At 71.4% G+C, this 19,253-nt stretch carries 17 protein-coding genes; 14 read left to right on the forward strand and 3 right to left on the reverse strand.

Annotation, left to right across the window (positions count from 1 at the left end; translation table 11 throughout):
- Positions 1–29 precede the first annotated feature (29 nt).
- The 5 genes from QFZ76_RS05130 to QFZ76_RS05150 all read left to right on the forward strand — a co-directional run bounded on the left by QFZ76_RS05130 (position 30) and on the right by QFZ76_RS05150 (position 8,542).
- Entirely contained in the window at positions 30–2,027 is a 1,998-nt protein-coding gene (locus tag QFZ76_RS05130; RefSeq protein WP_307672559.1) for an alpha-1,4-glucan--maltose-1-phosphate maltosyltransferase, read from the forward strand.
- Positions 2,024–3,742: a maltose alpha-D-glucosyltransferase gene (treS, locus tag QFZ76_RS05135; RefSeq protein ID WP_307672560.1), complete on the forward strand. Its 1,719-nt coding sequence runs from the start codon at positions 2,024–2,026 to the stop codon at positions 3,740–3,742. The genes QFZ76_RS05130 and treS overlap by 4 nt, the downstream gene beginning before the upstream one ends.
- Positions 3,743–3,768: 26 nt before the next feature.
- Entirely contained in the window at positions 3,769–5,130 is a 1,362-nt protein-coding gene (locus tag QFZ76_RS05140) for a phosphotransferase (protein WP_307672561.1), read from the forward strand.
- A gap of 3 nt (positions 5,131–5,133) precedes the next feature.
- On the forward strand, positions 5,134–7,344 hold the full coding sequence (gene glgB, locus QFZ76_RS05145) for a 1,4-alpha-glucan branching enzyme (protein WP_307672562.1): 2,211 nt from the start codon (positions 5,134–5,136) through the stop codon (positions 7,342–7,344).
- Between the two features lie 109 nt (positions 7,345–7,453).
- A complete protein-coding gene (locus QFZ76_RS05150; RefSeq protein WP_307672563.1) occupies positions 7,454–8,542 on the forward strand; it encodes a glutamate--cysteine ligase in 1,089 nt (362 codons plus the stop codon).
- A 51-nt stretch (positions 8,543–8,593) separates the two neighbouring features.
- Here the strand turns inward: QFZ76_RS05150 and QFZ76_RS05155 are convergent, their stop codons facing one another.
- Positions 8,594–8,827, reverse strand: a complete 234-nt coding sequence (locus QFZ76_RS05155; protein ID WP_307672564.1) for a DUF6480 family protein — start codon at positions 8,825–8,827, stop codon at positions 8,594–8,596.
- A 154-nt stretch (positions 8,828–8,981) separates the two neighbouring features.
- Between QFZ76_RS05155 and QFZ76_RS05160 the strand changes: the two genes are divergently transcribed.
- Entirely contained in the window at positions 8,982–10,883 is a 1,902-nt protein-coding gene (locus QFZ76_RS05160; protein WP_307672565.1) for a long-chain fatty acid--CoA ligase, read from the forward strand.
- Between the two features lie 119 nt (positions 10,884–11,002).
- Complete coding sequence (locus QFZ76_RS05165; protein WP_307672566.1) at positions 11,003–11,437, forward strand: ATP-binding protein; 435 nt, start codon at positions 11,003–11,005, stop codon at positions 11,435–11,437.
- 15 nt (positions 11,438–11,452) lie between these two features.
- Here the strand turns inward: QFZ76_RS05165 and QFZ76_RS05170 are convergent, their stop codons facing one another.
- The gene (locus QFZ76_RS05170; RefSeq protein ID WP_307672567.1) at positions 11,453–11,911 is read right to left on the reverse strand and encodes an ATP-binding protein; all 459 of its coding nucleotides are present in this window, start codon (positions 11,909–11,911) and stop codon (positions 11,453–11,455) included.
- A gap of 52 nt (positions 11,912–11,963) precedes the next feature.
- Positions 11,964–12,335: a PRC-barrel domain containing protein gene (locus QFZ76_RS05175; protein WP_307672568.1), complete on the reverse strand. Its 372-nt coding sequence runs from the start codon at positions 12,333–12,335 to the stop codon at positions 11,964–11,966.
- Positions 12,336–12,602: 267 nt separating this feature from the next.
- Between QFZ76_RS05175 and QFZ76_RS05180 the strand changes: the two genes are divergently transcribed.
- The 7 genes from QFZ76_RS05180 (at position 12,603) to QFZ76_RS05210 (ending at position 19,156) form a co-directional block, all read left to right on the forward strand.
- Positions 12,603–13,028, forward strand: a complete 426-nt coding sequence (locus QFZ76_RS05180; protein ID WP_307672569.1) for an STAS domain-containing protein — start codon at positions 12,603–12,605, stop codon at positions 13,026–13,028.
- Between the two features lie 59 nt (positions 13,029–13,087).
- The gene (locus QFZ76_RS05185) at positions 13,088–13,987 is read left to right on the forward strand and encodes an STAS domain-containing protein (protein WP_307672570.1); all 900 of its coding nucleotides are present in this window, start codon (positions 13,088–13,090) and stop codon (positions 13,985–13,987) included.
- The gene (locus tag QFZ76_RS05190; RefSeq protein ID WP_307672572.1) at positions 13,984–14,403 is read left to right on the forward strand and encodes an STAS domain-containing protein; all 420 of its coding nucleotides are present in this window, start codon (positions 13,984–13,986) and stop codon (positions 14,401–14,403) included. The genes QFZ76_RS05185 and QFZ76_RS05190 overlap by 4 nt, the downstream gene beginning before the upstream one ends.
- Positions 14,403–14,843, forward strand: coding sequence for an anti-sigma regulatory factor (locus tag QFZ76_RS05195; RefSeq protein ID WP_307672573.1), 441 nt, complete (start codon positions 14,403–14,405; stop codon positions 14,841–14,843). Before QFZ76_RS05190 ends, QFZ76_RS05195 begins: the two co-directional genes overlap by 1 nt.
- Positions 14,843–15,886: a SpoIIE family protein phosphatase gene (locus QFZ76_RS05200; protein ID WP_307672574.1), complete on the forward strand. Its 1,044-nt coding sequence runs from the start codon at positions 14,843–14,845 to the stop codon at positions 15,884–15,886. The genes QFZ76_RS05195 and QFZ76_RS05200 overlap by 1 nt, the downstream gene beginning before the upstream one ends.
- On the forward strand, positions 15,883–17,601 hold the full coding sequence (locus QFZ76_RS05205) for a PP2C family protein-serine/threonine phosphatase (RefSeq protein ID WP_307672575.1): 1,719 nt from the start codon (positions 15,883–15,885) through the stop codon (positions 17,599–17,601). Before QFZ76_RS05200 ends, QFZ76_RS05205 begins: the two co-directional genes overlap by 4 nt.
- 178 nt (positions 17,602–17,779) lie before the next feature.
- Positions 17,780–19,156, forward strand: a complete 1,377-nt coding sequence (locus QFZ76_RS05210) for an NAD(P)/FAD-dependent oxidoreductase (protein ID WP_307672576.1) — start codon at positions 17,780–17,782, stop codon at positions 19,154–19,156.
- The last annotated feature ends 97 nt before the right edge of the window (positions 19,157–19,253 follow it).

Genomic DNA, 19,253 nt, shown 5'->3' on the forward strand with positions numbered 1-19,253 from the left:
CGGCCTCGAGCACGGCGGAGGTGCATCCCATGAGTTCGAACCAGGTCATCGGCCGCATTCCGGTGCGGGACGTCAGGCCCGCCGTGGAGTGCGGCAGGCGTCCGGCGAAGGCCGTCGTGGGCGAGACGTTCGAGGTCACCGCGACCGTGTTCCGCGAGGGCCACGACGCGGTCGCCTGCAACGTCGTCCTGACGGATCCGGAGGGCCGACACGGCCCATGGACGCCGATGCGGGAACTGGCCCCCGGCACCGACCGCTGGGGCGCCGAGGTCACCCCCGACGTCGAGGGCCGCTGGACGTACCGCGTCGAGGCGTGGAGCGACCCGCTGGCCACCTGGCGCCGCACGGCCGGCATAAAGGTCCCGGCCGGCATCGACACCGGGCTGGTCCTGGAGGAGGGCGCCGACCTGTACGAACGGGCGGCGGCCGGAGTCCCGCAGGGCCCGGAGCGTACGGCGGTGCTGGCGGCCGTGGAGACCTTGCGCAACGACATCCTGCCGGTCGCCACACGTCTCGCCGCCGCGTTGACGCCGGAGGTGGACGCGGTCCTCACCCACTATCCGCTGCGGGAGCTGGTGACGGCGTCGGAGACGCTGCCGCTGCTGGTGGAGCGGGAGAGGGCCCTGTACGGCTCCTGGTACGAGTTCTTCCCCCGCTCGGAGGGCACACCGCAGCGGCCGCACGGCACGTTCCGCACCGCGGCCCGCCGGCTGCCGGCGATCGCCGCGATGGGCTTCGACGTGGTGTATCTGCCGCCGATCCACCCGATCGGCCACACCTTCCGCAAGGGCCGCAACAACACGCTCTCACCCGGACCGGAGGACGTCGGGGTGCCCTGGGCGATCGGCTCCCCCGAGGGCGGCCATGACGCGGTGCACCCCGACCTGGGGACGATCGAGGACTTCGACTGGTTCGTAGGCCAGGCTCAGGCCCTGGGCATGGAGATCGCCCTGGACTTCGCGTTGCAGTGCTCGCCCGATCATCCGTGGGTGCAGAAGCATCCGGAGTGGTTCCACCACCGCCCGGACGGCACGATCGCGTACGCGGAGAACCCGCCGAAGAAGTACCAGGACATCTACCCGATCGCCTTCGACGCCGACCTGGACGGTCTGATCGGCGAGACCCTGCGGGTGCTGCGGTACTGGATGGACCACGGGGTGCGGATCTTCCGCGTGGACAACCCGCACACCAAGCCGGTGGTGTTCTGGGAGCGGGTTATCGCGGACATCAACCGCACCGACGCGGACGTGATCTTCCTGGCCGAGGCGTTCACCCGGCCGGCGATGATGCACACGCTGGCGCAGACCGGTTTCCAGCAGTCGTACACGTACTTCACCTGGCGCACCGGCAAGCAGGAGCTGACCGAGTACCTGACCGAGCTGTCCGGCGAGGCGGCCGCCTACATGCGGCCCAACTTCTTCACCAACACCCCGGACATCCTGCACGAGTACCTCCAGCGCGGCGGCCGGCCCGCGTTCGAGGTGCGCGCGGTGCTCGCCGCGACGCTGTCGCCGGCCTGGGGCATCTACAGCGGGTACGAACTGTGCGAGAACACCCCGCTGCGGGACGGCAGCGAGGAGTACCTCGACTCGGAGAAGTACCAGATCAAACCTCGCGACTGGGAGGCGGCCGACCGCGAGGGCCGCTCCCTGACCCCCCTGATCACCCGGCTCAACACGATCCGGCGCGCCCATCCGGCCCTGCGACGGCTCAGGAACATCCGCTTCCACCCGACCGACAACGACGCGCTGATCGCGTACAGCAAGCGCACGGGTTCGGACACGGTTCTGGTGGTGGTCAACCTCGACCCGCACCGAGCCCAGGAGGCCACGGTCTCGTTGGACATGCCGCAACTCGGCCTGGAGTGGCACGAGTCCCCGTCCGTCCATGACGAACTGGCGGGCGAGACCTACCGCTGGGGCCGGAACAACTACGTGCGGCTGGAGCCCGGTCGGGCGCCCGCGCACGTGTTCCACGTCCAACGGTTTTCCGCCGCGCCGCAGATCGGAGAGTCCCCCGCATCATGACCGTCAACGAGCCCGTCCAGGACACCTTCGAGGACACCCCCGTCAAGGACCGGGATCCCGAGTGGTTCAAGCGCGCCGTCTTCTACGAGGTCCTCGTCCGTTCCTTCCAGGACAGCAACGGCGACGGGGTGGGCGACCTCAAGGGACTGACCGCCAAGCTCGACTACCTGCAGTGGCTGGGCGTCGACTGCCTCTGGCTGCCGCCCTTCTTCCAGTCGCCGCTGCGGGACGGCGGTTACGACGTCTCGGACTACACCGCCGTGCTGCCCGAGTTCGGCGACCTCGCCGACTTCGTGGAGTTCGTCGACGCCGCCCACCAGCGCGGCATGCGCGTGATCATCGACTTCGTCATGAACCACACCAGCGACCAGCACCCGTGGTTCCAGGAGTCGCGCAAGGACCCGGACGGGCCGTACGGCGACTACTACATGTGGGCCGACGACGACAAGCAGTACCAGGACGCCCGGATCATCTTCGTCGACACCGAGGCATCCAACTGGACCTTTGACCCGGTCCGGGAGCAGTACTTCTTCCACCGGTTCTTCTCCCACCAGCCGGACCTCAACTACGAGAACCCGGCCGTCCAGGAGGAGATCCTGGCCGCCCTCCGCTTCTGGCTGGATCTGGGCATCGACGGTTTCCGGCTCGACGCCGTGCCCTACCTGTACGCGCAGGAGGGCACCAACTGCGAGAACCTGCCCGCCACGCACGAGTTCCTGCGGCGGGTGCGCCGCGAGATCGACGCGATGTATCCGGACACGGTGCTGCTCGCGGAGGCCAACCAGTGGCCCGAGGACGTCGTCGACTACTTCGGCGACTACCGGGCCGGCGGCGACGAATGCCACATGGCCTTCCACTTCCCGGTCATGCCGCGCATCTTCATGGCCGTGCGCAGGGAATCCAGATATCCCGTCTCGGAAATCCTCGCCAAGACACCGGCAATTCCCTCGAATTGCCAGTGGGGCATCTTCCTGCGCAACCACGACGAGCTCACCCTCGAAATGGTCACCGACGACGAACGCGACTACATGTGGGCGGAATACGCCAAGGACCCCCGCATGCGCGCCAACATCGGTATCCGGCGGCGGCTCGCGCCCCTTCTCGACAACGACCGCGACACGATCGAGCTGTTCACGGCCCTGCTGCTGTCCCTCCCGGGCTCGCCGATCCTCTACTACGGCGACGAGATCGGCATGGGCGACAACATCTGGCTCGGCGACCGCGACGCCGTACGCACGCCCATGCAGTGGACGCCGGACCGCAACGCCGGCTTCTCCACGGCTGATCCCGGTCGCCTGTTCCTGCCGACCATCATGGACCCGGTCTACGGCCACCAGGTCACCAACGTCGAGGCGTCCATGGCGTCGCCCTCCTCGCTGCTGCACTGGACCCGCCGCATGATCGAGATCCGCAAGCAGAACCACGCCTTCGGCCTCGGCTCCTTCACCGAGCTGCAGTCCTCCAACCCGGCGGTGCTGGCGTTCCTGCGGGAGTACGAGGATGACCTCGTGCTGTGCGTGAACAACTTCGCCCGGTTCGCGCAACCGACGGAGCTGGATCTGCGGGAGTTCGCAGGGCGGCACCCGGTCGAGTTGTTCGGCGGGGTCCGGTTCCCGGCCATCGGTGAACTGCCGTATCTGCTGACCCTGGGCGGCCACGGCTTCTACTGGTTCCGGCTCTCCCGAGTGGCATCCCGCATCGGTCGACGACTTTGAGCGTGCCGACGAAAGGACGCGTCACCATGCCGAAGACCGCATTCCTCCGCCCCAGACGTACGGTCGTCGCCGACCCGATGGTCTCGCTCGGCGGCCTGTTGCGCGACTGGCTGCCCAGGCAGCGCTGGTTCGCGGGCAAGGACCGGCCCGTCACGGACCTCACCCTGCTGTCGATGACGGAGCTGTTCCCGGGCTGTCTGCACCTGCTGGTGCAGACCGACCACGCGCCCGTGCCGGTCCCCGGCGGCGGCACACCGGCAGGTGACTGCTACCAACTGCTGCTCGGCGTACGGCAGCATCTGTCGCCGCGCCTGGGACGGGCGCTCGTCGGCCGTGCGGAACAGGGCCCGTTCGCGGGCATGACGGTGTACGACGCGCTGCACGACCCCCGGTCGGCGCAGCTGCTCCTGGAGCGGCTGCGGCATCCGGGCTCGGCCGGTCCCCTGCGGTTCGAGTGCGACCCGTCCGTGTCGGTGCCCGCCGGGCTGCCGCCGCGGCTGCTGGACGCCGAGCAGTCCAACTCCTCGCTGGTGTACGGCGACGAGTTCATCCTGAAGCTGTTCCGGCGCATCCAGCCCGGTGTCAACCCCGACCTGGAGGTGCCGGGCGCGCTGGCCGGACAGGGCTGCCGCCGGGTGCCCGCGCCGGTGGCCTGGTTCCGGACGACGCAGCCGCAGGAGGCGACGCTGGGCGTGCTCCAGCCGTATCTGCGCGACGCTTCGGACGGCTGGACGCTGGCGCTGCGCGCGCTCTCCACCGGTGACGACTTCACCGCGCAGGCGCACGAGCTGGGGCAGGCCACGGCGGAGGTGCACCTCGCGCTGGCCGCGGCCTTCCCGGCCGGTACGCACGGCGAGAGCGGTCGCACGGCGGAGGCGATGACCGAGCGGCTGGACTCCGCGGCACACTGCGTGCCGGCGCTCAAGCCCTTCGTGCCCGGTCTGCGGGCCGCCTTCGGCGCGCTGGCCACCTGCGACGCCGGGCCACCGGCCCAGCGCATCCACGGCGACCTGCATCTGGGGCAGGTGTTGTGGGCGGGCCGGGAGTGGTTCGTCATCGACTTCGAGGGCGAACCGTCCCGTCCGCTCAACGAGCGGCGCAGCGCCCACTCCCCGGTGCGGGACATCGCCGGCATGCTGCGCTCCTTCGACTACGCCGCCCGGCAGCGCCGCCCCTGGCGTCCCGAGTGGGCGCGGCGCTGCCGGGAGGCCTTCTGCGCGGGCTACGCGTCCCGCGCCGGCTGGGACCCGCGCAAGAAGCACGGCCTGCTGCGGGCCTACGAGACCGACCGAGCTGTGTACGAAGTCCTTTACGAGGCCAGGCACCGACCGGACTGGCTCCCTGTACCCATGGCGGCGATCGAACGTCTCGCCGTGAGAGGAGACTGACCCGTGGCCCTGCGCGACGATCCTTCGCTGCCCGAGCCGTCCGGACCTGGCCGGTGCGGTACGGCCCCTCCGCTCGACCCCGCCGACCGTGGACGTCTGCTGTCGGGCGCCCACCACGACCCGCACGCGCTGCTGGGCGCCCACCCGGTGCCGGACGGGATCGTGTTCCGGGCGCTGCGCCCGTTCGCCCGTTCGGTGAGCGTCGTGGTCGACGGCGAGCGCAGAGAGCTGGCCTCCGAGGGCGACGGGCTGTTCTCCGGCGTCCTGCCGCTCGACGCGATCCCCGCGTACACGCTGCTGGTGGCGTACGCGGACGAGGAGCAGGAGGTGCACGACCCGTACCGCTTCCTGCCCGCTCTCGGCGAGACCGATCTGCACCTCATCCGCGAGGGCCGGCACGAGCAGTTGTGGAAGGCGCTCGGGGCCGAGCCGATGACCCACCAGGGCGTGACCGGCACCCGCTTCACGGTGTGGGCGCCGAACGCCCAAGGGGTGCGGGTGGCCGGGGAGTTCACCTTCTGGGACGGCAAGGCCTTCCCGATGCGGTCGCTGGGTTCGTCCGGCGTGTGGGAGCTGTTCCTGCCGGGCATCGGAGAGGGCACCCGGTACAAGTTCGAGATCACCTCCCGGTACGGCGGCCGGTTCCTCAAGGCCGACCCGATGGCCCGCCGCACCGAGGTGCCGCCCGACACGGCGTCCATCGTGACCTCCTCGCAGTACGAGTGGGGCGACCGGGAGTGGATGGCCGGGCGCGGGGACGTACCCGTGCACGAGGCGCCGTTCTCGGTGTACGAGGTCCATCTCCCGTCGTGGCGACCGGGACTGACGTACCGACAACTCGCCGACGTGCTGCCGCCGTACGTGAAGGAACTGGGCTTCACGCATGTCGAGCTGATGCCGGTCGCGCAGCACCCCTTCAGCGGTTCCTGGGGCTACCAGGTCACCGGTTTCTACGCGCCGATGCCACGGCTCGGCACGCCGGACGACTTCCGGTACCTGATCGACGCCCTGCACCGGGCCGGCATCGGCGTGATCATGGACTGGGTGCCGGCACACTTCCCGAAGGACGACTGGGCGCTGGCCCGCTTCGACGGGGACCCGCTCTACGAGCCGGGAGACGACCGGCGGGCGGAGCACCCGGACTGGGGGACGTACGAGTTCGACTACGGGCGCACCGAGGTGCGCAACTTCCTGGTCGCCAACGCCGTGTACTGGTGCGAGGAGTTCCACATCGACGGCCTGCGGGTGGACGCCGTCGCCTCGATGCTCTACCTCGACTACTCCCGCGACTCCGGCCAGTGGGCACCCAACGCGTTCGGGGGCCGCGAGGACCTGGCCGCGATGGCGTTCCTTCAGGAGATGAACGCGACCGTGTACCGGCGGACGCCCGGAGTGGTGACGATCGCCGAGGAGTCCACGGCCTGGGGCGGGGTGACCCGGCCCACCGACAGCGGCGGCCTGGGCTTCGGGCTGAAGTGGAACATGGGCTGGATGCACGACTCGCTCGGCTACATCAGCCACGAGCCGGTCCACCGCAAGTACCACCACAACGAGATGACCTTCTCGATGATGTACGCGTACAGCGAGAACTACGTCCTCCCGATCTCGCACGACGAGGTCGTCCACGGCAAGCAGGCCCTGGTGTCGAAGATGCCCGGCGACTGGTGGCAGCAGCGCGCCAACCACCGCGCGTATCTGGGCTTCATGTGGGCCCACCCCGGCAAACAACTCCTCTTCATGGGCCAGGAGTTCGCGCAGGGCGCCGAGTGGTCCGAGGCGCACGGCCCGGACTGGTGGCTCCTCGACCCCGCCTACAGTGCGGAGCCGGACCACCGTGGGGTGCGGGACCTGGTCCGCGATCTCAACACCGTCTACCGCCAGAGCCCCGCCCTCTGGCAGCGCGACACCGATCCCGGCGGGTTCCGGTGGGTGATCGGGGACGCCGCCGAGGACAACGTCTTCGCCTTCCTGCGGTACGACGCCGAGGGCAACCCGCTGCTCGCGGTCTCCAACTTCTCCCCCGTCGTCCGCCACGACTACCGCCTCGGCGTCCCCGACGACGTCCCCGTCTGGCAGGAAGCCCTCAACACCGACGCGGCGAAGTACGGCGGCAGCGACCTCACCCTCCCCGACCCCGTCAAGCCGGAGGACGGGGCCCTGCGGCTGACACTGCCGCCGCTCGCGACGGTGTGGCTGGTACCGCAGCCCGGCTGAGGCTCCGCGGCGGCGGCAGGTGTTCGAACGGCCCCGGAGGGGCAGTCGGGGTCGTACACGAGCGAGCAATCCTCGTCGCCGCCAAGGGGCCACAGAAAGGCTTGATCAGGTGCGCACCGTCGGAGTGGAGGAGGAACTCCTCCTGGTCGACCCGGAGACCGGCGAACCGCAGGCGCTGTCCGCCGCGGTGCTCGCCCGTGCCGCGCAGGACGACGCCGAACAGGACGTCTTCGAGAAGGAACTGCACAACCAGATGCTCGAGTTCGCGACGCATCCGCAGTCGGGCATGGAGGCACTGCGGGCGGAGATCGTCCGCTGCCGTAAAGAGGCCGCCCGGCATGCCGGGGAGATCGGCTGCACCGTCGCCGCGCTCGCCACCTCGCCGCTGCCCGTCAGCCCCTCGGTGGGGGTGGGCCGCCGCTACCAGTGGATGGCGGAGCAGTACGGGATCGCCACCCAGGAGCAGCTCGTCCTGGGCTGTCATGTGCACGTGTCCGTGGAGTCCGACGAGGAGGGCGTCGCCGTCATCGACCGGATCCAGCCCTGGCTGACGGTGCTGTCCGCGCTGAGCGCCAACTCCCCGTTCTGGCAGGGCAAGGACACCTTCTACAGCAGCTACCGCAGTCGGGTGTGGCAGCGGTGGCCGTCGGCCGGTCCGACCGAGCCGTTCCGCTCGGCCGAGCGCTATCACCGCCGGGTCGCGGACATGGTGGCCACCGGGGTGATCCTCGACGAGGGGATGATCTACTTCGACGCCCGGCTGTCCCGGCGCTACCCGACCGTGGAGATCCGGGTCTCGGACGTCTGCCTGCACTCCGGCACCGCCGTCCTCGTCGCCACCCTCGCCCGCGGCCTCGTCGAGACCGCAGCGCGTGACTGGCGGGCGGGCCGGGAGCCGCTGGGACACAGCGTGAGCCTGCTCCGGCTGGCCGCCTGGCGTGCCGCCCGCTCCGGGCTCACCGAGGAACTGCTGCACCCGGCGACCATGCGGCGCATGCCGGCGGAGACGGTGGTGCGAGCCCTGCTGGACCACGTCGGGGAGGCCCTCGCCGAGACCGGCGACCTCGACCGTGCCCGCGCCACCTGCGCCGAGCTGCTGCGCATCGGCAGCGGCGCCGGAGTGCAGCGGGCACTGATGAAGGAGACCGGCAGCCTGCGGGACGTGGTCACCGAGTGCGTGCGCATCACGCAGGCGTGAGAGGGCCGGACGTTGAGAGGCCGGACGTCTCGTGCTGCTGTCGTACTGCTGTCACAGGATGAGGACGATGGCGTACACCAGGAAGAACGCGGCGATCAGTACGGCGAGACCGAGGATCAGCGTCAGCGGTGCCTTGGCCCAGCCCTTGGGCGGATTGTGTGTCTCCCGCGGGCCCGCCTCGGGCAGGCTGCTCTCGGCCGGCGGGGTCTCGCCCGGGGGCACGCCGCCGCCGGGTTCCAGGCCGGGGGTGCGTTCGGGATCGGGGTCGGGGTTCGTGTAACTCATGCCGTCCGAGTCCCCCGAATATGCCGAGATCATCGACGGTCGGCCAGTTCTCCGTTCCCGGGCACCGGGCGCCCCACACCTGGGCTAGATTCGAGCACCGCGGATAACCGTGCTCGTCCGCGACGTCACACCCCGTACACATCAGGAGCAGTGCATGCGCGACTTCGCCCTCGCTCCCCCGGCCGTCTCGCACCTGACCGGCGGTCTCGCCGACAGTGTCTTCGACAGGGCGGCGCACAGCCCCACCCTGCCGATGCTGGCCCGGCGCCCGGACGCCGCCTCCGAGTGGGAGGAGGTGACCGCCGTGGAGGTGCGGGACGAGGTGGTGGACGTGGCCAAGGGGCTGGTCGCCTCCGGGATCTCGCCGGGGCACCGCGTAGCGATCATGGCGCGCACGCGGTACGAGTGGACGATCCTGGGGTACGCGCTGTGGACCATAGGTGCCGAGGTCGTGCCCATCCATCCGACCTCCTCGCGCGACCAGGTCGAATGGATCCTGCGTGACGCCGGCTGTGTGGCCGTGGCCGTCGAGGACGAGCAGAGCGTGATGACGGTCGGTTCCGTGTGTGCGGGACTGCCCCGGCTGCGCCACGTCTGGCAGCTCGACGCGGGGGCTCTCGGGGACCTGGTGCAGCGGGGCGAGTTCATCCCGATCGCCACCGTCGACTCGCTGCGCCGCATCGTCCTGCCGGACTCCACCGCCGTCGTCGCCTACACCTCCGGCACGAGCGGGCACCCGCTCGGCTGCGCGCTGAGCCACCGCGGCCTCGCGAACCCCTGCGACACCCTTCTGGAGGGCTGGGGACACACGGCCGCGCCGCCCGGGGAGCAGGGGTCCGTCCTGGCGTTCCTGCCGTTGTCCCATGTGTACGGCCTCATGATCCAGGGCATGTGCGTGCGCGGCGGTCTGCTCATGGCCCATGAACCCGACCTGAGCGCCGAGGCGCTGACGTCGGCGCTGCGCTCCTTCCGGCCCACCTACTTCTACGGCGTGCCGTCGCTCTTCGAGAAGATCTACAAGACCTTCCTGCGCACCGCCCAGCAGATGGGCCGCGGCGCCCTGTTCGAGCGGGCGGCCGAGACGGCACGGGACTACGCCGCGGCGTGCGAGCGGCATCGGCTGGGCGCAGGGCCCGGACCGGGCTTCGATCTCCGGCTGCAACACGCCCTGTACGAACGCACGGTGTACCGCAAGCTGCGGGGCGCCCTCGGCGGCCGGGCGCGCCGCGCCACGTCGGGAGGCTCCCCCCTCAACCGTGACCTGTGCCTGTTCTACGAGGGCATCGGCATCTACGTCCACGACGGGTACGGGCTCACCGAGACCAGCGGCGGGATCACGATGCAGCCGCTCGGGCGGGAGAAGTCCGGCACCGTCGGACAGGCCCTGCCGGGCACGGACATCCGGGTGGCCGACGACGGCGAGATCCTGGTGCGCGGGCCGTCGGTGTTCCAGGGCTACGTGAGCGACGACGCGGCTACCCGGGCCGCGCTGCACGGCGGCTGGCTGGCCACGGGGGACATCGGGCAGCTGGACCCCGAGGGATATCTGACGATCACCGGGCGCAAGAAGGACGTCATCATCACCAACAGCGGCAAGAGCGTCGCCCCGGCCGCCCTGGAACACCGCCTGCGGATGCACCCGCTCATCCACCAGGCGGTGATCGTCGGCGACAACCGGCCCTGCGTCGGGGCGCTGATCACGCTGGACCCGGAGTTCCTCGCGCACTGGCGGGCCGGCCTCGCGTGGCAGAGCGACGCGCCGAACCGGGAGGCGCGGGAGGAGAACGCGCTGCGGGAGGAGATCACCCGGGCCGTGGCGGCGGCCAACAGTGCCGTGTCGCGCTCGGAGTCCATCCGGGTGTTCCGGGTGCTTCCGGAACCGTTCGACCTGGCCAACGGGCTGATGACGCCGTCGATGAAGCTGCGCCGGGACCTGATCGTGCGGGCGTACGCGTTCGAGATCGACGCGATGTACCAGGCGCGCTCGCGCGGCGGGCGGCAGGTCGTGCCGGACGACTCGGCGAGCTGGGACGACGCGGACAACGTGTTCCGGTGAGGGACCTGCCGCCGACCCGACGTCCCGAGAACGCGTAGGCTCCGCGCCCTCGGGAACACGAACCCTGCGACACATGAGAAAGGACGACAGCCCTGCTGATCCGGGGCCGGAAAGGCGACATGGCAAGCGAGCCGCGTTGGGACAAGACACTGGCTTCCGAGGCGATCCCGAGCCGCAGCACCAGTTTCGCGGGCGAGCCGCAGAACGTGACGGGTGCGCGACTCGCCGCGGAGCAATTCCTCCGTGACCTCGCACGCACCGCGCGTCCCGCCGCACCCGAGTACTGGGACGACATCCTGCTGGTCGTCACGGAGCTGGCCGCCAACGCGGTCCAGTACGCTCCCGGCCCGTTCGCCCTGCGCATGCGCCGGACCTTCGACGGCGTCCATGTGACCGTCCACGACACCAGCAGCACTCCGCCCGCGCCGCGCCCCTTCGATCCGCGGCACGGCGGTGGCGGCATCGGCTGGCATCTGGTGCACGCGCTGTGCGACCAGGTGAGCGTGGTCACGGACGACGGCGGCAAGGACATCCACGTCTTCCTGCCCTGGTGAGCCGACGCCGCCCGGTCACGGTGCCGGTCGCAGCGGCACCAGCACGCCGATGGTCTTGCCGCCGCCGGGATGCCGGTCGACGGTGATCTCGCGGGCCAGCCGGATGATCAGGGGCCAGCCGTACCCGTTGCCGTGGTGTCCGACCGGGAAGGCGCCGGCGCCCTGCGAGACGTCGGGGACGAGGTCGCTGTGGTCGCGGACGGCCACCCGCAGGCCTTCCTCGGTGGGTGTCACGTGGAAGCCGGCCACCCCGTCACCGTGCCGGACGGCGTTGGTGACCAGTTCGGAGACGACCAGCAGCAGGTCCACGATGTCCTCGTCCCGCGCCCCGCGGGAGGGGGATTCCCAGCGCTCGCGCACCACCGACCGCGCGTAGGCGCGGGCCGTCGCCGGACTCGTCACCGTAGCCCGTGGCAGGTCGCCGGAGGGGTGGTGGTCGAAGAGCGCGGTCGCGGCCGCGTCGATGTGTTCCATGCGTGTCGTGTCCCTGAGATCCGCCCGGCCGGTGCGTCCCGCACCCCGGCCGTCAGACCGTGGTCGTCTCTCGCGGCGGCAGCCGGTGGTAGTAGTCGCCGACGGCGGTCAGATACGCGGGATCCCTCGTCTCGCTGTCCGTCTTGAAGCGGGGTGCTGCCTTCACTTCTCCCACCGTGCAGGCCAGCGTGACCCTGCGGGCCCCGGCGTCGATCCCGGTGACGACGCCGACGGGTACGAGGACGCTCCCGCCGAACAGCCAGACGCCGGTGTCGACCACCAGGTGCCGCATGCCCCGGGGGTCGGCCTGCCGGTCCACCCGGCCGAGGGCGCCGTCGCCGGCGGCGACGGTGAACCCCGTCAGGTCCTGCCCCTCGACGTACCCGCTGTCCGGCCCGTACGACCAGATCCTGTCAACAGCCACGCTGCTCCCTCCTCCGGCCTCCACAGCAGCAGTTACCCGCCTCCCGCACGTGCATTCGGCGCCGTTCGGCACAGTTGCCCGTGAATGGGGGGGTGATTCAGGGGTATGCGCGGGGGCGCGGTGGAAGACCGGGCGACTGCCAGGCGACCGCGTGAACGACTGAGCCCGGATGAGAGGTTGATCACCACCCAGGAACCGAACCGGTGTGCATCGAAGTCGCCGCCAGGGGTAACCGGCCCTGGCTGTCAGCACCTGTTGGAGGTACCCGTGCCCCTTGCCCAGAACCCGCTGTCCATCGAGGTCACCCTGCCCCGCGAGGACGTGGCCCTGATAACGGTCGAAGGCTACTTGGACGTCGACACCGCGACCGAGTTCCAGCACCATCTGGCGAACCAACTCCACCACGGCCGACGGCACTTCCTGCTCGACCTGTCGGCCGTGCCGTTCATGGACTCCTCCGGCATGAACATCATCCTGAGGGTGTACCAGGAGGCCCGCACCCTTCCGGGGAGCGTGCACATCATCTCCCCCACACCGGCCGTGCGCCGGATCCTGGACCTCACCGGCGTCAGCATCACGGTCCCGGTCTCGGAGGGGCTGGAGGAGGCGCTCGCCCGCGTCGACGCCCACGACGAGGACCCGGACGAGGACCGGGACGAGAGCCAGGCCGGTTCGGACGGGCAACGGGCCTGATTCCCACAGCGGTTGGGTACGACAAGACACCGACGAGCAGGGCTAGGAGCAGACAACAGGTGCCGGAGCACGCATCGACAGGGCAGCACGGGTCGCCGGCACGGGAGGTCGGGGCCTTCCTGCGCCGCCGCGCCGAGCAGATCTCCCAGCGGTGGGCCGACGAGCCGCTGTTCCGTACGGTGTTCACCGTCTCGCGGGACGAGGCGGTGGAAGCGGGCAGGATCGTCGTCGACGCGCTGGCCCAGGTCGCCGACACGGATCAGGTGCACGATCCCGACGCCGCCGGATTCACCGTGGTGCGCGAGCAGTTGTCGCGGATGGGCGCGGCCCGCTCCCGGGCCGGCTTCACCACCGCGCAGGTCTCGAACGACGTGGACGCGCTGCGCCCGCCCGTCGAGAACCTCCTGGTCGCCGACCTCCCCGACGAACCGACCGAGCTGGTCCGGGACTGCACGACGGCCCTGACCGTGCTCATGGGGACGATGCGGCTGGTCGTGCTGGAGACGGCGCTGAGCGAGGGACAGGCCCTCATCGAGCGGCAGCGGCTGCAGCTGATGGAAGTGGCCACGCCGGTCATCAAGCTCTGGGACGGCATCGTGGCCGTCCCTCTGATCGGGACGCTCGACAGCGCCCGCAGCCAGGTCGTGATGGAGACGCTGCTGGAGGCGGTCGTCGACCAGCACGCCAGGTTCGCGATCCTGGACATCACCGGTGTGCCGACCGTGGACTCCCTGGTCGCCCAGCACCTGATGAAGACGGTCGCGGCCGCCCGGCTGATGGGCGCGGAGTGCGTCGTCTCCGGCATCCGTCCGGCGATCGCGCAGACCATCGTCCAGCTGGGCCTGGACCTGGGCACGGTGATCACCCGGGCGAGCCTGGCCGACGCCCTGGCCTACGCGCTGCACGAGTTGGGGGCGGACATCATCAACGCGACGCCCGGTGGTGCGGGGCACCGGTGAACCACGACCTCTCCGGCCCCGTCACGGGGCACGTGCCGGTCCTCAGGCTCGGCGACGTCCTCCTGGTCACCCTTCAGGGGGACCTGCACGACAGCACGGCGCAGCAGCTCCAGCAGGACATCGGCGAGACCGTCGCGGGCACCGGGGTGAGCGGGCTGGTCATCGACATCTCCGGTGTCGAGATGGTCGACTCGTTCCTCGGGCGGGTGCTGGCCGAGATCGCGGCACGGGCCTCGCTGCTGGCCGCGCGGACCGTGGTGGCCGGCATGCGTCCGGCGGTCGCGATCACGCTGGTGGAGCTGGGGCTGACGCTTCCGGGGCTGCGCACCGCGCTGTCCACGGAGGTGGCCATGGACCTCCTCGCGGGGTCCGATCCGGCCTCCCGCTCCGGTGGCCCGCGCCAGGAGAGCCGGTGATGGAGACAGCCGCGGGCGTCGACGCCTGCCTGCCGATCCGTTCGGACATGGATCTGGTGTGGGTGCGCCAGCATGTGCGACAGGCCGCTGGCCTGCTCGGTTTCGGCCTGGTGGAGCAGACCAAGCTGGTCACCGCGGCCAGCGAACTGGCCCGCAACACCCTGGTGCACGGCGGGGGCGGCCGGATGGAGACGGCGGGCCTGACCAACGGGCACACGCGCGGGCTGCGGCTGACGTTCTCCGACGAGGGGCCGGGCATCCCGGACCTGGAGCGGGCGCTGGGCGACGGCTACACCTCCGGCGACGGGCTGGGGATGGGCCTGGGCGGTGCGCGCCGCCTGGTGCACGAGTTCGCCGTCGACAGCACTCCGGGGGTCGGCACCAAGGTCACGGTGGTCTCCTGGGCGGACCGGTCGCCGCGCCCGCGCGGGGAGTTCTGATGCCGCGCGTGTGGGAGGTCCCGGTCCACGACTCGACCCGGGTGCGGGACGCGAGGGTGGCCGCGGAGCGCGCGGCGGCCCTGGCCGGGCTCGACGAGGCGCGTACGGCGGCCGCCGCGCTGGTGGCGACCGAGCTGGCCACCAACCTGCTCAAGCACGCCGGGGGCGGCCGGATGCTCGTCGACCTCGTGGCCCCGCCCATGCCCTCGGACGGCGCCTGTCTGGTGCAGATCGCCGCGATCGACCACGGTCCCGGCATGGCCGATGTCGCCGCCGCCCTGCGCGACGGTTTCTCGACCACCCGTTCCCTCGGGGCCGGGCTCGGCACGTGCCGCCGTATCGCCGACGGCTTCGGGCTGCACAGTGCGCCGGGCCGGGGCACGGTGGCGCTGGCCCGGGTCGGTGCCCGCCCGAAGGACCCGGCGCCGGTCGCCGTGGTGCGGGCCGGCGGGGTGAACGTGCCGTTCGCCGGGGCGGAGTACTCGGGCGACGCCTGGGCGTGGGCCCGCTCGGGCGACCGGCTGACCCTGATGCTGGCCGACGGGCTGGGCCACGGTCCGCAGGCGGCCCGCGCGTCGACGGCGGCCGTTCAGGCCCTGCACCGCGCCGCCCACCTCCCGCCCGCCGAGGCCCTGGTGCACCTCGACACGGCGTTGCGCGGCACGCGGGGCGCGGCCGTCGCCGTCGCCCAGGTGGACACCGGTGCCGGGCTGTTGCGGTTCGCGGGCGTCGGCAACATAGGGGCCCGGTTGCGTGAGGGCGAGAGGTGGCGTTCCCTGCTGTCCCGGCCCGGCATCGTGGGCGTCCACCGGCACGCGACGCTGCGGGAGGACCGTTTGACCTGGGCGGCCGACCGGCTGCTGATCCTGCACAGTGACGGCCTGCCCAGCCGCTGGACACCGCCGTCCGACGCGGACCTGCCGGCCGCCGACCCGGCCGTCGTGGCCGCCGTGACGGTGCGCGACGCGAGCAGTTCCGCGTGGCCGGTGCGGGACGACACGGCCGTGGCGGTACTCGCCCCGACTCCGGCGGAGGCTCCATGACCCGCAGTCTGCAGATCACCACCGTCGTCGACGCGGCCCGGGCCCGGATCGCCACCGCCCGCCTCGCCGCCGCGTACGGCGTGTCGGCCCTCGACCGCACCCGTCTGACCACGGCGCTCAGCTCCCAGCTGCGGCAGTGCCTCACCAAGGGCGGCACCTGGCGGCTCACCCTGGAAACGACGGCCGCGCCCGCCGAGGAGGGGCTGCTGCAGGTGGTGGTGACCCCGTGGCACGGCACGGGTGCCGCCGCCGCGCAGCCGCCGTGGCGTACGACGGTCCGCTGCGACCGGGCGGCGGACGCACCCGACGGCACGGCGGTGGCGAACGACCCGGCGGTCCTGGCGGAGGCCCTGCTGGGCGCCGACGAGGACACCGCGCTGGTGCTGGAGCGGCTCAGCGAACAGGAGGAGCTGGTCGCCTTCCACCGGGAGGAGCTGCACCAGACCAACCAGGGCGTGCTGGCGCTGCACGCCGAGCTGGACGCCGCCGGGCGGGCCCAGCGCGACGCGTTCGCCGCCGAGCGCAAGGCCCGCACCGAGGCGGAGAGCGCCCGCCGCAGGCTGACGTTCCTGGCGGATGCCAGCGCGGTCCTGACGGCGTCGCTGAACCACGACGAGATCGTGCGCCGGCTGCCGGATCTGCTGGTGCCCGAGTACGCCGGCACCGTCGACGTCTGGCTGTTCGACGGCGACGACGACCGGCATCCGCCCGCCCCGCACCCGGCCGCCGCCGTACTCGCCGCCCGCACCGGCCGCCCGCAGTACGCGGCCGACCATCCGGGCGGCCTGCCCGGCGTCGTGGACCGGCCGCCCTCCGCGCTGGATCCGGCCCGGCCCCTGCTGTGCATCCCGCTGCCGACGCGGCGCACCCCGCTGGGCGTGCTGACCCTGTCGCCGCCCGGCGACCGCTGGGACCCGGACGACGCCGTGATGCTGATCGAGCTCACCAGACGGGCCAGCATCGCCATCGACAACGCCCGGCGCTTCGAGCACAACCGGGACATCGCCGAGACGCTCCAGCGTGCCCTGCTCACCGACCTGCCCAGCACGCGGGGCCTGAGTCTGGCCGCCCGCTATCTGCCGGCCACGCGCGGGCTGAACATCGGCGGCGACTGGTACGACGCGTTCCGGCAGCCCGACGGCAGCCTGATCACCGTCATCGGCGACGTCACCGGACACGGTCTGCACGCGGCCGTGATGATGAGCCAGCTGCGCACCGCGCTGCGGGCCTACGCCGTCGACGGCGGCAGCCCCGGACGGCTGCTGACGCAGCTGCACACGTTCCTGCACCATCTCCAGCCGGATCTGTACGCCACCGCGGTCATCGCCCGCTTCCGCCCCGGCGACCCGACGCTGACCTGGGCGGCCGCGGGCCATCCGCCGCCGGTGCTGCGTACCCCCGACGGGCAGGTGCACACGCTGGACGCCAAACCGGGCGCCATGCTCGGCATCCCGCTGCGGCAGGAGATCCACGACCACACCGCGCCGCTCACGCCCGGCTCCACGCTGGCGCTGTACACGGACGGCCTGGTGGAGCGGCGCGCCCAGGGCATAGACCCGGGCATCGAACGCCTGGCCCGGGCGCTCGGTTCGTTCGACTCCGCGGAGCTGGACGCGGACCTGGAGGGTTCGGCCGACCGGATCCTCGACCCCCTGCTCAGCGACTCCGAACGGGACGACGACGTATGCCTGCTGCTGTGTCATCTGGCCGCCTGAGGCGCCGTCCACGGCTTCTGTCCCACGATCTTCACGAGCGCCCCGGTGCGCAACGGCTGCCGGGCGGGCATGGTGGTGCTCGACGCGTTCGTCCGCCCGGGATCGATGAGGTGCCAAGCAGCGATCCACGGGCAGGCGAAAGGCGTCCGAGGCATACCGCCTGGAGCCGCAGAAAGGGATGAACACCGTGACACGACCCAGGATCCTGGTGGTTGGCGCAGGCTTCGCCGGCGTGGAGTGCGTTCGCCGTCTGGAACGCAAACTCTCCCCCGACGAGGCCGACGTCACCCTGGTGACACCGCGCGCCTACCAGCTCTACCTCCCCCTGCTGCCCCAGGTCGCCTCCGGCGTGCTGACGCCCCAGTCGATCGCCGTCTCGCTGCGCCGCAGCAAGAAGTACCGCACCCGGATCATTCCGGGCGGTGCGATCGGCGTGGACCTCAAGGCCAAGGTCTGCGTCATCCGCACCATCACCGACCAGATCGTCGACGAGCCGTACGACTACATCGTGCTGGCCCCCGGCAGCGTCACCCGCACCTTCGACATCCCCGGCCTCACCGACAACGCCTTCGGCATGAAGACGCTCGCCGAGGCCGCGTACGTCCGCGACCACGTCATCTCCCAGCTGGACCTCGCCGACGCGAGCGAGGACCCGGCCGAGCGCGCCGCGCGGCTGCAGTTCGTGGTGGTCGGCGGCGGCTACGCCGGCACCGAGACCGCGGCCTGCCTGCAGCGCCTCACGCACGCCGCCGTCAAGCGCTACCCCCGCCTGGATCCGGGCCTGATCAAGTGGCATCTGATCGACATCGCCCCGAAGCTGATGCCGGAGCTGGGCGACAAGCTCGGCCGCAGCGCCACTCAGATCCTGCGCCGGCGCGGCATCGAGATCTCGCTGGGGGTCTCGATCGACAAGGCGGGCCCGGAAGAGGTCACCTTCACCGACGGCCGGGTGATCCCCACCCGCACCCTGATCTGGACCGCGGGTGTGGTCGCGAGCCCGCTCATCGCCACGCTCGGAGCGGAGACCGTGCGGGGGCGGCTCGCGGTCACGGCCGACATGAACCTGCCGGGCCAGGACGGGGTGTTCGCGCTCGGCGACGCCGCCGCGGTGCCCGACGAGGCCAAGGGAGTGGAGGGCGCGGTGTGCCCGCCGACCGCGCAGCACGCGCTGCGGCAGGGCAAGCACGTCGCCGACAACGTCATCGCGACGCTGCGCGGTCAGCCGACGAAGCCGTACGTCCACAAGGACCTCGGCCTGGTCGTCGACCTCGGCGGCACGGACGCCGTCTCCAAGCCGCTCGGCATCGAACTGCGCGGCCTGCCCGCCCAGGCGGTGGCCCGCGGCTACCACTGGTCGGCGCTGCGCACCAACGTCGCCAAGACCCGGGTCATGACGAACTGGGTGCTCAACGCGGTCGCCGGCGACGATTTCGTCCGCACCGGTTTCCAGCACGGCAGGTCCCTCAAGCTGAAGGACCTGGCGGCCGTCGACGCCTATCTGACGCCGGAAAAGGTGCGGGCCCATGTCGAGGGCTCCGAGCGGATCGAGCAGTGACCCTTCCCCGAACGTGACGTGAGTCACTTTGGACCGCCGATCAGTTGCCGGCCGGTCGGCGGTCCAAGGAGGGACAGGACAGCGTCACAGCGAAAGG

The sequence above is a fragment of the Streptomyces sp. V4I2 genome (assembly GCF_030817655.1).
In the GTDB taxonomy this organism is placed as follows: domain Bacteria; phylum Actinomycetota; class Actinomycetes; order Streptomycetales; family Streptomycetaceae; genus Streptomyces; species Streptomyces plumbiresistens.